Source organism: Xenorhabdus sp. KJ12.1 (assembly GCF_963876495.1).
GTDB classification, from domain to species: domain Bacteria; phylum Pseudomonadota; class Gammaproteobacteria; order Enterobacterales; family Enterobacteriaceae; genus Xenorhabdus; species Xenorhabdus stockiae.
Genome location: NZ_CAWNQH010000013.1, coordinates 1 through 15204 on the forward strand (window position 1 = coordinate 1; position 15204 = coordinate 15204).

General features: G+C 46.3%; 5 protein-coding genes and 1 pseudogene. 2 read left to right on the forward strand and 4 right to left on the reverse strand.

The genetic code is table 11. The annotated features are described in order from the left end of the window. Together AACS92_RS02115 and AACS92_RS02120 are read left to right on the forward strand one after the other, a co-directional pair. Nucleotides 1-406, forward strand: a 406-nt coding sequence (locus AACS92_RS02115) for a transposase (RefSeq protein WP_153044759.1), incomplete at its 5' end; no start/stop codon positions are given. Nucleotides 407-525: 119 nt separating this feature from the next. Further along, nucleotides 526-1059 (forward strand): annotated as a pseudogene (locus tag AACS92_RS02120) (NUDIX hydrolase); the annotation flags it as partial. A 109-nt stretch (nucleotides 1060-1168) separates the two neighbouring features. Here the strand turns inward: AACS92_RS02120 and AACS92_RS02125 are convergent. The 4 genes from AACS92_RS02125 to fliP all read right to left on the reverse strand — a co-directional run bounded on the left by AACS92_RS02125 (nucleotide 1169) and on the right by fliP (nucleotide 15171). Further along, entirely contained in the window at nucleotides 1169-12907 is an 11739-nt protein-coding gene (locus AACS92_RS02125) for a non-ribosomal peptide synthetase (protein WP_099109723.1), read from the reverse strand. Nucleotides 12908-13358: 451 nt separating this feature from the next. Further along, nucleotides 13359-14141, reverse strand: coding sequence for a flagellar biosynthetic protein FliR (gene fliR, locus AACS92_RS02130; RefSeq protein ID WP_099109724.1), 783 nt, complete (start codon nucleotides 14139-14141; stop codon nucleotides 13359-13361). Nucleotides 14142-14143: 2 nt separating this feature from the next. Continuing rightward, nucleotides 14144-14413, reverse strand: coding sequence for a flagellar biosynthesis protein FliQ (gene fliQ / locus AACS92_RS02135; protein WP_099109725.1), 270 nt, complete (start codon nucleotides 14411-14413; stop codon nucleotides 14144-14146). Between the two features lie 41 nt (nucleotides 14414-14454). Then, entirely contained in the window at nucleotides 14455-15171 is a 717-nt protein-coding gene (gene fliP / locus AACS92_RS02140; RefSeq protein WP_099109879.1) for a flagellar type III secretion system pore protein FliP, read from the reverse strand. Between the last annotated feature and the right edge of the window lie 33 nt (nucleotides 15172-15204).

The window sequence follows — 15204 nt, forward strand, 5'->3', positions numbered from 1 at the left end:
ATTGTTAGCCGTGAAACTCACCGCAGGAAACACGGATGATCGCCAGCCAGTCAAAGCGCTGACAAAAGGATTAACAGGCTGTTTGTATGGTGATAAAGGATACTTATCCCAGGCTTTATGTGATGAATTGGAAGCGGAAGGTGTCACGTTAATCACGAATGTCCGGAGTAACATGAAAGCCAAGGTATTATCTCTCTGGGATAGATTGATGTTAAGGCGGCGGTTTTTGATAGAAACCGTCATCGATCAGCTCAAGAATATTTCTCAGATAGAGCATTCAAGGCATCGCAGTCAACTCGGTTTTTTATTGGAAGTTGCTGCTGGCCTTATTGCTTATACATTCCAACCTAAAAAACCGAGCTTGAATCTGCGGGATAATGAGATCGCTATTTTTAAGCGAAGCTGAGGTTAACTATATCAGAAAATTCGTTAATATTATCCGGGCCTTGGCAAATCATCACTCTGCTCCGGAGATTTTCGGGAAGACTATTCAAGAAATATTGATACTCATCATGCAAGCCTTTTAAGGACGGTACACTTGAAGAGACGATCTTAAGGAAGTTAAAAGAAAAAACAGGCGTGATCCCTCCCTATATTGAGCAGCTATGTACTGTTGGTAACAGTCAGCGCGATAAACGGGGCTGGTCCGTCACTGTATGCTATACCGCGCTGATTGCTTATCAATCCTGTGAACATCATATTGATGCTGTCGAATCTGTTAAATGGGTTCCTATTGACGAAATAGGAACAATGCCGCTGGCCTTTGACCATACGCAGCTGTATCAGCAAGCTAGGGAGAGACTACAACAGAAATCACTGTATTCCATCGTACCAGGATTTGCGCTGCCTGAAGTTTTTACGCTGACGGAATTACAGCATGTCCATGAAGTTCTAATTGGCAAAACATTACAAAAAAAATCTTTCAGACGCCGTTTAGAGCAAGCCGACTTATTGATTGATACTGGTAAGAAACGCCATGAGAGAGGCCGCCCAGCTAACTTGTACCGTCTCAAGGCGGAATCTGCCGATTACCGCTTTATCCGTAACTTAGAGTTTTAATTTATCTACAAATATGATTCAGATGTAGTGACCAATGAAAATTGGTGCTCATAAATATTGAATTAGCCCCACTCACTTACAGTGGAGCTAATTCTTTTTCTTACCTTATCTAACAATTAATATCAGAGCTATTTACTCCAATAGTATGATTTTGATCTATAACTTCAGCCAATTCGCATATTGTCGGATGAGAAAACAGCAGTGCGAGTGGGATTTCCATATTCTGTTTCTGCATACGGGCTAATAATTGCACCGCTGTTAATGAATGGCCCCCCAGTGCAAAGAAATTATCATGACGACTTACTTGTTTCTGTTCCAATAATTCCTGCCATATCTCTGCCAGTGCAATTTCAACATTACCAAGCGGCGCCTGATAGGCTACAGCAGCAGGTTGAGGTGAAATTTGCATAGCGGGTGGCAGGCCAGTTTGAGCGGCGGTAAAGTCCTCCAGTAATTTCCGGTGTTCAGTGGTCGGCAGAGTAGAAATATCCATGATCGGTTTTTGTGGTTCATTTTCCAGTGCGTGTACCAGATCGGACAACGTTGTGGTCATACAGGTAATCAGATAGGCCGGATCAATTCCCGTAACTGACTGAGCACTCAGCAGGAAGCCTTTACTTAAATCATCTACTGCCAGATAAAGAGGATAATTCGTTCTTTCTTTGCCGGTCACTAGATGTATGCCTTCCCATAGCGTGTTGGTGACATTTGACTGGCTATGACGATAGTTCAGCAACGTATTAAAAAGTGGCAAAGGTGGTGCTATGTTGCTACAGCGCTGTGCTTGTGCTAGTGATGCTTGCTCGTGTTCAAGTAACTGTGTCAGACTGCGATAGGTTGCTTTCACGGTTTCCTGCACACTGTTTTTTACCAGCCGAATACGCACAGGCAGGGTGTTAATAAACAGCCCCAGCGTTTGTTCAATACCGGCATTTTCCTGCATTCGTCCCAGTAAAACAGTACCGAAGACCACATCATCCCGTCCGCTTATTTTTGCCAGTACCTGTGCCAGTGCTACGTGGAATAATACGCCGGGGCTGACTCCCTGACGGCTTGCCTGCTTACGGATGTCTCTGGACAGAGATGCTCTCAGTGGTTTGATGACCTCAGTTATCTGCCTGTTTTCACTGTAGATGTCCAATATTCCGAAAGGAGCGGTAGGCGTATCCACGTCGGCAAGCATTTCACGGAAGAAGGCTTCGTGATCTGCTATCGGCATACGCAGAGACTGGGCGATAAAGTGACGATAGGGCAGTGCCGGAGGTAGTGGTTCAATGCGTTGGTGCAGCAGCTCCCTGATTTCAGCGATGATATGATCCAGCGACATATGGTCATTAAGTATGTGGTGACAGCAGAAAGCCATCAGCCACTCATCCTGATGTGGGTCATAGGTAATATCGACGGAGAATAATGGTGCCTGACTGATATCAAGGCGGTGCTGACAAGGCTCAGTGTACGCTAACAATTGAGCCGGAATGCCTTCGCTACTATCTGTATCCGGTATAAAGGTCTTGATATGCAGGGATGCCCGACGCCAAACAACCTGTACCGGTTGAGCTAATCCTTCCCAGCAGATGGCGGTGCGTAGGATATCATGGCGATTAATGAGGTGTTGTAAAGCGTTCAGGAAATCATCAAGACGTTTACGACTATCGAATGCGAACAGGGTATGTAGTAGATAAACATCTCCCTGTGTTTGCATCAAATGATGGAATAACATACCTTCCTGTAATGGCGCAAGAGGGTAGATATCCTGAATATTAGCGGCTCCACCTGAAATACCAGCAGCAATCAGATCAATTTCATCTTGTGCCAGAGAAACCAGCGGCAACATGCCAGGCGTAATCGCGGTACAGTTATCAGGGATCAGGTTAGGAGGGATGGCGAATGTCGCTGGGTTATCCTCTGTGACTTGCATCGTTTTTGCCATTTCAGCCAGAATCGGCGTGACGAATACCTCACGGATATTAAGGCTCCAGCCACGGCAGCGTAGTCGTTCGACTAAGTTGATAATCATCAGTGAATGACCGCCCAGTTCAAAGAAATGGTCATAACGTCCGATTTTTTCCAACCTCAATAATGCCTGCCAGATCTCAGCCAGCGCTGTTTCTGCTTCACCCTGCGGTTCTATGTAAGTACGGGTAACGACAGCAGCCAGATCCGGTGCAGGCAGTGCCTGACGGTCGAGTTTTCCATTAGGGGCCAGCGGGAACGCATCCAGTATTACAAATGCGCTGGGCAGCATATAGTCAGCAAGATATTGTGCAAGTTGTCGGCGTAGCTCCGCAGGTTCCGGTTTTGTATCGGGTTCTGCGATAAGATAGGCAATAAGGCGTTTATCATGCCCTGCTTTTGAATAAGAACTCTCTTCGCGGGCCAGCACGATAGCTTCACGTACACCCTGACACTGGAGCAGTCTGGTTTCAATTTCGCCTAGCTCAATACGGAAACCACGGATCTTGACCTGAAAGTCATTGCGTCCGAGGTATTCAATATTACCGTCAGCGCGCCAGCGAGCCAGATCACCGGTCTTATACATACGGGCATCGGGTTGCTTGCTAAAAGGATCAACAACAAATTTTTCGGCAGTCAGTTCTGGTTGGTTTAAATAACCCCGCGCAACACCCATGCCACCGATGTGGATTTCGCCACTTACACCGACAGGAACAGGTTGACCAAGCGTATCCAGAATATAGACGCAAGTATTGGAGAGCGGGTGCCCAATCGGGATACTGTGAATGATGGGGGAAATATGATTGTTGCTGCCCATCATCATTTCCCTGTTGACCATGGTCGCAGTTGCTGTAATGGTGATTTCTGTTGGGCCATAAGCGTTGAACCAGCGGCAGTCTGCTGTTTCCGGGCATGAGAACCAGTCTATTAAACAGCGGGGTTCTACTTTATCCCCCCCAACAATCAGAGTGTGAATGCAAGAACTGAAACCGCTGCGTCCGGCTTTTATCTCCTGTCCCCAATGATGCCAGAAAGCAGTCGGTACATTAATGATCGTGACTTTCTGTGCACGGATGAAATCGACAAAAGTACTGTCCGGTACTTTGAGATAAGAAGGACGAAGTACCAGCGTAGCGCCGGAGACCAGGGTAGGAAAAATATCTGATACTGAAATATCAAATGCGAAGGTAACAAACTGAAGCACACGATCTTTCGGGCCGGGTTCACTAATTTGGCAGTGAGCGCCTATAAGGCTGACCACATTGCGGTGTTCGAGCATAACGCCTTTTGGCTTTCCGGTTGAACCTGAGGTGTAAATGATATAAGCCAGATGATATGGCTGAATTCCTGTTTGCTGGCGGTCAGGATTATGAGCAGGTTGTTTTTGCATCTTATCCCGATGAGTTTCATCATCCAGTAACCAGATAGGGATATTTTGTATTGGTAAGCGAGTTTGTAGGTGTTTCTGAGTCAGTAATATGACGGGCTTACTGTCAGTGAGCTGGTATGTCAGCCGTTCGACGGGATATTCCGGATCAAGCGGAACGTAACCGGCACCTGCTTTTAAAATCCCAAGCAGGCCAACAATCATATCCAGCCCCCGCTCAATATGAATTGCCACCCGATCGTCAGGACGAACGCCAAAGGCAATCAGGCTGTGGGCCAGTTGATTGGCGAGGCGATTAAGTTCGCCATAACTCAATGATTGTTCTTCAAAGATCACTGCCGTTGCATCGGGTGTGCGTTGTACTTGTTCTTCGAATAGCTGATGAATCAACATATTCTGTGAAAAACCGGTAACAGGGCTTTGGGTTGGTTTATTACACTGAACCGGTGGAATACTGTTGAAATCAGTCAATAATTGCTGACGCTCCCCAACCGATAACATCGGCAGGAAGCTAATAGCCTGCGTTTCGTCTAACGTCATGGCTGTCAGCACATTGGTGAGATAACCCACGATGCGTTGAACTGTTGCTCTGTCAAACAGGCTTGATGCGTATTCCAGATAACCTCTGAGTCCATCCTGAGTTTCGGTCAGTGCCAGTGTCAGGTCAAAATAGGCGGTGCTGTGCGGCTGTTCCATTAATGAAGCGGATAATCCCGGTAATTCGAGGGATGGTATGGTTGTATTGTTCAGTGCCAGCATAACCTGAAAGATCGGGTTATGGCTCAGGCTGCGCTCAGGATGCAGAATTTCCACTAACTGTTCAAAAGGCAGCTCCTGATGAGCGTAAGCTGCAAGCGAGCGCTCACGGACATGGGTGAGTAAATCCGCCACGGAGTGGCACTGTTCAGTTTCGATACGTAAAGGCAGGGTATTGACGAAGAAGCCGATTAATCCTTCGAGTTCACTGTGTGAACGGTTGGCAACGGGGGAGCCGATAACAATATCGTTCTGCCCACTTAGCCGGGTAAGTACAATTCCCCAGGCAGTGAGCAATGTCATAAACAAAGTTGTGTTTTGGCGTTGTCCGAGCGCTTTGAGTGCAGAGAGCAAATCAGCACTCAAGTGAACAGGAATATGATCTCCTGTGTAATTTTGTTCTGGTGGGCGTGGGTAATCAGTAGGAAGAGACAGTAATGCCGGTGCTCCCTGAAGCTGGTTTTGCCAGAACTCTTTTTGTACAGCAAAATCCTCGCCTTGTAGCCATTTTTGTTGCCAGACAGCATAGTCAGCATACTGGATAGAAAGCGGAGACAAGGAAGTCTTATTTTCTCCCAGAGCAGTGGAGTAGAGCGCGCTAAGTTCGCGGAGCAATATTCCCAGTGACCAGCCATCAGTAATGATGTGATGCTGGATCAGGATCAGTACGTGTTCTTTATCAGACAGTTGCAGTAACTGGCCCCGAATCATGGATTCATTGGCGAAATCAAACGGTGTTTGTCTTTCGATTTTAACCAGTTCGTTGATGCGGCTCAGGCGGGTTGTTTCATCTAAGCTGCGTAAATCGTGATGAGTCAGAGAAAATCCGGTATTCGCGTTATCGATATGCTGATAAGGCTGTTCATCCACCAGTACAAAACGGGTACGTAAACTTTCATGTCGACTGACGAGATGGTCAAGTGCTGTTGCAAACGCAGCATGATCGAGATGTCCGCTCAAATGCAGGACAGTCGGAATTTGATAGGCCAGACTGATTTCGCTATTAAGGCGAGTAAGAAACCACAGACGCTGTTGCGAGAAAGAGAGCGGCAGGAGTTGGTCGCGTTCAGCGGCGGTAATGGTGGTTTGAGTTGTCACAGAAGTATTGGCGATCAGCACAGCTAAATCAGCCAGAACAGGATGAGAAAAAATCTCCTGTAAGGGCAGTTCCCGCGCAAGTTTCTGGCGTATGCGCGTGGCAAACTGGATGGCGAGCAGGGAGTGACCGCCTAACTCAAAGAAATTGTCATAACGACCAATTTGCTCCAGTTTTAGCAGTTCCTGCCAAATTTTGGCCAGCTCTGTTTCGGTTGCTCCGATAGGTGCCTGATAATGACGAGTTACCCGTGCAGCCTGATCCGGCATTGGCAGTGCCTTGCGGTTGAGTTTACCACTCGAGGTTAATGGAAAGGTATCAAGGATCACAAAGGCGCTGGGCAGCATATATTCGGCAAGGTGTTGTGCGAGTTGTTCTCTTAGTTTTGCGGGATCAATATTTGTATCAGGTTCTGCAAGCAGATAAGCAATTAACTGTTTACCACCCACTGCTTTTTCACAATTAGCGGCTTTTTCATGAGAATCGTCTTCACGGGCAATGACAGCCGCTTCACGTACACCATGACATTGCATCAGTTTCGCTTCGATTTCACCCAGCTCAATACGGAAACCTCGTATCTTGACCTGAAAATCGTTACGACCGAGATATTCGATATTACCATCAGGTAACCATCGAGCCAGATCGCCGCTTTTATACAGACGGGCATCAGGATCTGAAGAAAATGGATCAGAAATAAAATGCTTATTCGTTAACTCAGGGCGGTTCAGATAACCACGGGCAACAGCGATCCCACCAATATACAGCTCACCTGAAACACCAACAGGAACCGGGTTTTTCTGATTATCGAGCAGATAAATGCGGATATTATCGATGGGTTTTCCGATAGGAATGCGACCGACATACCGATCCGCCACACATTGCCAGGCAGTGACATGAATTGCTGCTTCCGTCGGGCCATATAAATTATGTAACTGGCAGTGGGCAAAATAGGCCAGACATTTCTGCTGTAAGGCATAAGGAAATGCTTCTCCACTGCATAAAATATGACGCAACGAAAGACAGCGACCGGCGGGGATCGCACTGAGAAAGAGCTGTAGCATTGAGGGCACAAAATGGATGAAGGTAATTTTGTGTTTTTCTGTCTCTGACAATAAATAATGTGGATCTTTATGGCCTTCCGGACGAGCCAGAATCAGCCGGGCACCAAACATTAGAGGGGGGAATAACTCCCAGACCGAAACATCGAAACTGAATGGTGTTTTCTGTAAAACCCGATCTTGCGGTGTTAACTGATACGTTTTTTGTGCCCAGAATAAACTATTCATCACAGCACGATGTTCATTCATCACCCCTTTAGGCACACCGGTTGAACCAGAGGTATAGATCACATAAGCCAGATGGTGTGAGGTTAAACCCAGAGTGTCAGGGTTTGGATTACTCTCTGGCATATCTGCGATACAGCATTCACAATTGCTCAGATTGACAATCGGTATGCTATCGGTCAGCCGATTTGTGAGATTAACAAAGGGTGTTTGAGTGATCAGGGCAACAGGTGCCGAATCTTCAAGCATGTAAGCCAGACGTTCAGTTGGCTGGTGGGGATCGAGCGGAACATAAGCTCCTCCGGCTTTTAGAATTGCGAGCAATCCTACGATCATTTCCAGACTGCGCTCAGTACAGATGGCTACCCGATTGTCAGGGCGTACACCGAGGGTCAGCAGATAATGAGCAATCCGATTGGCCTGACGGTTTAGTTCGGTATAACTTAATGACTGTTCTTCAAAGATCACCGCAATCGCATCAGGCATATGCTGAGCCTGTTTTTCAATTGACTGATGAATAAATTTTTGCTGGGAAACGGTAGCTGTATGGAGGGGAAATACCAAATTCGGGTAATTTTGTGTTTCTTGATAGGATTGTGTTGTGTTGAAATCCACCAGCAGTTGTTGTCGCTCTCTGGCTGGCAAAATCGAAATACTCAGAATTGGCTGGTGGGGTGCGGTTTCCAGCGCATTGACCAACCCCGTCAGGGTGGTAGTCATATAGTTGATCAGACGAACGGGTTCTATATCTGATACGCTCTGAGCAACCAGACTGAACCCATCGCCCCAGTCATCCACAAACAGACCAAACGGATAGTTAATTCTCTCTTCCTGCATCAGCAAACGAATCCCTTCCCATTTATTAAAAGTGAAATTCGACTGACTATGACGATAGTTAAGCAAGGTGTTGAAGAGCGGTAAAGAGGGCGCCACGCCGCTACAGTTTTGAGCCTGTGTCAGAGTGGCCTGCTCGTGTTCCAGCAATCTTATCAGGCTGTGGCTGGTTTCCTGAATAGTTGCCTGTACGCTGTTATTCGCCAGTTTAACCCGGATAGGCAGGGTATTGATAAGCAAACCCATCGCCTGATTGATACCGGTGCTGCCCTGCATTCGCCCTAATAAAACCGTGCCGAATACGACATCATCGCGCCCGCTGACTTTTGCCAGAACCATAGCCAGCGCGGTATGAAACAGGATACTGGGGCTTATTCCCTGACGTTTGGCCTGTGTACGGATAGCTTTGGCTAGTTTGGCATCAATAGGTTGTCTGGCCTCTGCGATTTCTTTATTTCCGCTATGAACATCCAGTATCCCGAAAGATACCGTTGGTTCCTCCACATCAGAGAGGACTTCACGAAAATAGTCTTCATGAGATGAGGCCGGAACATTCAGGGATTGGGCAACAAAGTTGCGGTAAGGTAATACCGGAGACAGTTCTTGAGCATGACTGTCTAATAATGCGCTGATTTCATTAATGATACTTTCCAGTGTTACATGATCACAGGCTAAGTGATGGATACACAATGCCAGTAACCATTCATCACGTAATGGATCATAAACAATGTCAGCAGAGAATAACGGAGCCTGACTGATATTAAGGCGATACTGATGAGGATCAGTGTGTGCCCGTAATTGTTCAGGAATATCCGATTCACTATTTGTTAAATGACGATTTGGCGAAAATGTCTTAATACTCAGAAGAGCCTGACGCCAGACAACCTGAACGGGTTGTTCCAATCCTTGCCAGAAGATAGAAGTATGCAGAATATCGTGACGATTAATAACCTGTTGTAAGGCTGACAAAAAGCGGTCCAGTCGTTCACGGCTGTCAAAGGCAAGCAAATTGCGTAGCAGGTAAGTATCGCCCTGTTGCTGCAACAGATAATGGAACAAAATCCCTTCCTGTAGCGGAGTGAGAGGATAAATATCCTGAATATTGGCAGCGCCTCCGGGAATGGCAGCAGTAATGGTATCAATCTCATGCTGAGACAGAGAAACCAGAGTCAGCATGTCGGGAGTAAGGGCAGTGCAGCCGTCAGGAATGAGATTAGCGGGTACAGTGAATGCAGGTATGTTTTCCTGCTTCATATTTCCCTGAGTGGCATACTGCTGAGCTGAGAGTATCGCTTGAGCCATCTCATTCAGTACTGGTTTAGCGAATACAGTCTGGATGCTGGTAACCCAGCCCATATTCCCTAGTTGCTCTATCAGACTCACCGCTAATAGTGAGTGCCCGCCCAGTTCGAAAAAGTGATCGTAGCGGCTGATATATTTCACTCCGAGCAATTTTTGCCAGAGTTGGCTTAGCACTGTTTCAAGCTCTCCTACCGGAGCTTGATAACTGCGTGTGACGATTGAAGTGTGATCGGGTTTGGGCAGAGCTTGTCTATCCAATTTTCCACTGGGAGTCAGAGGAAAAGCATCAAGTGTCACAAAGGCGCTGGGTATCATATATTCTGCAAGGTGTTGCGAGAGTTGTTGCCGTAGCGCCATGGGTTCCAGTCTGGCATTGGTTTCAGGCAGCAGGTAGGCAACCAGATGTTTTGATACTGAACTATGTTCATCCGGTGCGTCTTGATCGGCAAGCGCCTCACAAGAAGTATTGTCATAAGGCAGTACCACGGCTTCGTGTACGCCATCACATTGATGTAGCCTCGCCTCGATTTCACCCAGCTCAATACGCAGGCCACGCAATTTAATTTGAAAATCATTGCGGCCGAGATACTCAATTCTACCGTCTGGCAGCCACCGTCCCAGATCGCCGGTTTTATACATACGAGCCCCGCTATCAGCAGAAAACGGATCGGTGAGGAAGCGCTCGGCAGTCAGTTCGGGACGGTTCAGATAGCCACGGGCAACACAGGCACCAGTGATATAAATCTCTCCTGTAATATTTGGAGGAACGGGCTGGTGGTATTTATCAAGAATATAAATTTGGGTATTGGCGATGGGATAGCCGATCGGAGGTGCTTGGCTTTCCTGACTGTCACACTGGTACAAGGTGGCACAAATAGTTGTTTCTGTCGGGCCATAGGCATTGATCATCCGTCGCCCTTGCGCCCAGCGCTTAACCAACGTAGGCGGACACGCTTCACCTCCCACGAGCAGAGTTTGCAGCGTTGCAGGAAGAGAATCCATTGTCGCCAGTACACTGGGGGATAACAGTGCAAAAGTAATGGCATGAGTTTCTAAATAATGAGACAGGATTTTTCCGGGCAGAAGGTCTTCCCGTCTGGCGAGGTAGAGACGCGCTCCGGCCAGTAATGCCATGCCGCATTCCCAAATACAGGCATCGAAACTATTTGAGGCAAATTGTAAAAGCCGGCTTTCTGGCGTGATGTTAAGATTCTGCTGAGTTGTAAGCAGATTACACAGGCTGCGATGCTCAACCATGACACCTTTTGGTTGCCCTGTTGAACCGGAGGTATAAATCACATAAGCCAGATGACGGGAGGTGAGTCCCAGTGCCTGAATATTCGGGTTTTCTGCCGAGTTTTCATCTAAAACTGAATATGGCGGGTTATCAAGCAGTATGGTTGGCAGGTTCTTATTCCATTTTTCTGTTATTGCTGATTGAGTCACCAGCGCGACAGGCTCTGCATCATTGAACATATATATCAGCCTGTTGCTCGGATAAGCCGGATCGAGGGGCACAAAGGCACCACCAGCCTTGAGGATCCCCAATAACCCGACCATCATTTCCAGACTGCGTTCAATACAAATAGCGACACGATCATCAGGCCGGATACCAAGCGTAATCAGGTGGTGTGCCAGACGATTAGCTCGTTTATTCAGCTCGGCATAGGTTAATGACTGGTTTTCAAAAACCAAAGCAATTGCATTTGGAGTGCGTTGTACTTGTGCTTCGAACAACTGATGAATCAGGGCATCCTGCTGAAATTTCGCCTGAGTGGTGTTGAAATCCACTAATACCTGCTGACGCTCGATATCGGACAGAATAGGCAGGTTAACTATTTTCGTATTTTTTAGAGAGGGTGTTTCCAGTGTAGTGAGAGCGGCATCAAACAGAACGGCAAGGCGGGAGCGGAGTATTATGAGTTCCTGATGGCTCAGATAATCAGGAGAAGCATGGAGCTCAATGGAAATAGGAGGGGGGGTATTATTAGAGCAGGCTATATTTGTATATTGCTTTATTTTTACAGTCAGTGGATAAGGTATCCCGGACTGCATGTCAAAAAGCTTGATTTTGGTATCCTGTCCTTCTATCCCCAAATTAACTTCAATCGACTCCAGAGATAAGGTGATATGAAATAACTTCGTATTCTCCGCTTTTTGCCGGGAATGGCGTTGTCGGTTAAGTTCTACAATCGGGAAACGTTGGTGTTTATGACAACACTGCATTTCAGCGGCGACTTTATCCATGAGATCATGAAAAGTATCTTCTGGCTCAATGGTGATGCCAATCGGGAATACTGCCGCAATCATCCCTACAGTCTGCCTTTGTTTTGGATTTTTGCGATTATGTAGGGGAACACCTATAACAATTTCATTGATATCTGTTGTCCGTGCAAAATAACAGGCCAGAACAGCATACATAAAATACAGGAGTGGTCGTCTCCGCCCGCCTATAGCTTTTTCTAGGCGCTTAAAAAGAGCCTGTTCCAGTGGCCAGATAACGGGTTGTGTGGCAATAGGTGCGGGTGGTTTCTCACTTGACGGATGACTGACGTGGACGGGTTTAAGTAATGGAGGTGGTAATTTTTCATACCGTTGTAACCAGAATTGCATGTCGTGAGAATAGTGTTCTGAAGAAAAATAATTGAGCTCATCTCCAACGAAATCCAGATAAGAGAAAGCAACCTTATCCGGTATTTCCCCTTGCACCAGTCGGTTATAGGTATCGAGAAGTTTTTCAGAGAATATGAACATACCTGCACCATCAATAATCAAATGATGGCAGCAAAACTGCCAATATCGGCAGGTATTGCTTATTCGCAGTAAACTGGCTCGCCACAGCACATCATCCAGTTTAAATGGCTGTATCAACTGAGCATTTATATGCTCTTTCGCTCGGATTTCTGCATCAGAATATAATGAAAAATCGAGGATATCCATGGTAATAGATTGTGGCCTGACAACCTTTTGCGCGGGTAAGCCGTGTGTACTGATAAATTGCAGATTCAGAGAATCATTACTATAAACAACCTGTTCAAAGGCGCGGACAAATATTTCTTCATTCAACTCACCTTCGACACAGATAAATATGTTGATATGGTAGTCGTAAGAGTCAGGCCGAAGAGCCTGATCAAACCAGATGGCCTGCTGAGGAGAGCTAAGAGGATAGGTATTCGAAATAGGTTGATGCTTATCACGAATTGCTGAGGTAATTTGTGAAGAGTTCTCATGTAACATTCTCATTTCTCCTTGATAAGAGTCCGACTTTAATTCTTATCCATTTGAAAAATAGATGTATATCGCCTTAGACTAACCTTGATGCAAAGGAATATAATAAGGCTGGATGACGATATCCATGTAAAATACTTAATGAACTATAACTTCAGAAAATTAAATTAACTGAAATTAATATCAGATGTCGATATTTTTTGTTGAAGAAAAGTTAATTTTAAGTGTAGGTACTGTGATGAGTGAGGCTCGGGCAAAGCGAGCCCCAGAAGTTATTTTCGATTCAGAGAATAGCAGATGAGGGTTGAGACCAAGGCAAGCCCAGCTAAAAGTAACATCAGAACCTGATAGCCTTGAGCTAAAGCATCAAAACGGGCTAATAAAAATACAGTATCAGTAAACTGTATATCAAAATAAAATCTAAAGCAGATTACTGCGTTGGGAATAAAAATGGTGCTCTTTACAGCACCATATAATTAATAATCACTGCCAGACGATCGAACATTTCACTGAATAACCGTTCTGTAAATGGTACCAGCATCGGGAACAGCAGGGAGAGGGTGAAAATGCCGACTGTCAGCGTCAGGGGAAAGCCAACTACGAACACGGAAAGTTGAGGCGTCATGCGGTTCAGCATACCTAACGAGAAGTTCAGAACTAACAATAAAGTAATGAGTGGCATTGCCAGCATCATGCCATTGATAAATATCAGGCTGGCACTCTGCGCCAGTAACAGAAAACTTTTTGAATTTAACTGGGTAGTCTGAATAGGGATGGAATAGAAGGTATCAGCCAGAATGGATAATATCCATAAATGCCCGTCAAAAGCCAGAAATAGCAGCATCATCAGCATATTCAGAATACGCGCTAAGATTGGCATATTCGGGCCACCGGTCGGATCAAAAAATGTGGCGAAAGATAGCCCCATCTGTAACCCCAGAACTTCACCGGCATGACGCACCACAGCAAAGGCAATCTGGATAGTTAACCCCAGAGCAACGCCAATCAGCACTTGCTGGATCAGAACCCAAATTCCGGCAACGGAAAAGATCGGAATTTGGGGTGATGGAATAGTCGGAACCAGCAGAGCAGTGATCACTAATGCCAGCCCGATGCGGACTTTTATCGGCATCTGCTTTTCGCTAAAAATCGGGGCGATGCTGAACAAGGCCAGAAGGCGCGCCAGTGGCCAGAAAAAATCACTGACGAGGCGGGAAAGTGTTTCACTGTCAAACGGGATCATGATTAACCAATAATCGTAGGAATACTGCTGAAAAGTGTGCGCATGTAATCCAGCAACAGATTGAGCATCCACGGGCCGGCAACGATAATTGTGACAACAACGGCCAGAATTTTAGGAATAAACGACAACGTCATTTCGTTTATTTGTGTCGCTGCCTGCAACAGACTGATCACTAAACCACATATCAAAGCAGATAAAAGCAGTGGCGCGGCCAGCGCCAATGCGACTTTCATAGCTTCAACACCAAGTGCCATTACCGATTCTGGAGTCATAATTTTTCAAACCGTTTTCGATCTTTTTAAGAGAAGTTCTGTTAGACGTAAAAACTTTGCGCCAACGAACCAAGCAATAACTGCCAGCCATCCACTAGAACAAATAGCATCAGTTTGAATGGCAACGATATTGTGGCGGGAGGAACCATCATCATCCCCAGAGCCATCAGAACACTGGCAACAACCAAATCGATGATCAGGAAAGGAATGAAAAGCGTAAAACCAATCTGAAACGCCGTTTTCAGTTCGCTGGTAATGAAAGCCGGAACCAGAATCCGCATCGGGACAGAATCGGCAGTTTCAAATGCTTCCTGATTCGCCAAACGGGCAAACAGTGCCAGATCGTTTTCCCGGGTCTGACGCAGCATAAACTGGCGTACAGGATGAGAACCTTTTTCCAGTGCCGTTTCCAGCGTGATTTTATCTTCACTGAAAGGCAGATAGGCATCCTGATAAATCTTATCGAATACCGGGGCCATAATGAAAAAAGTCATAAATAACGCTAAGCCCAGCATTACCTGATTCGGTGGGGCAGAAGGTGTTCCCAGTGCATTACGCAGTAAGCCCAGTACAATGATGATGCGGGTAAAACTGGTCATCATCAGCAGTGCAGCGGGAATAAATCCCAGTGCAGTAATGAAAATCAGAGTCTGAACCGGCAATGACCAGCTTTGGCCGCCATTTGCCAGTGGCTGGCTGATGATGCCCGGTAACTCTGCGGCTGCATTCATGGGAAACAGAGGCAGCAAGAGCGCCATAAACACAGATGCCAGACGCGCCGGAGAAATATG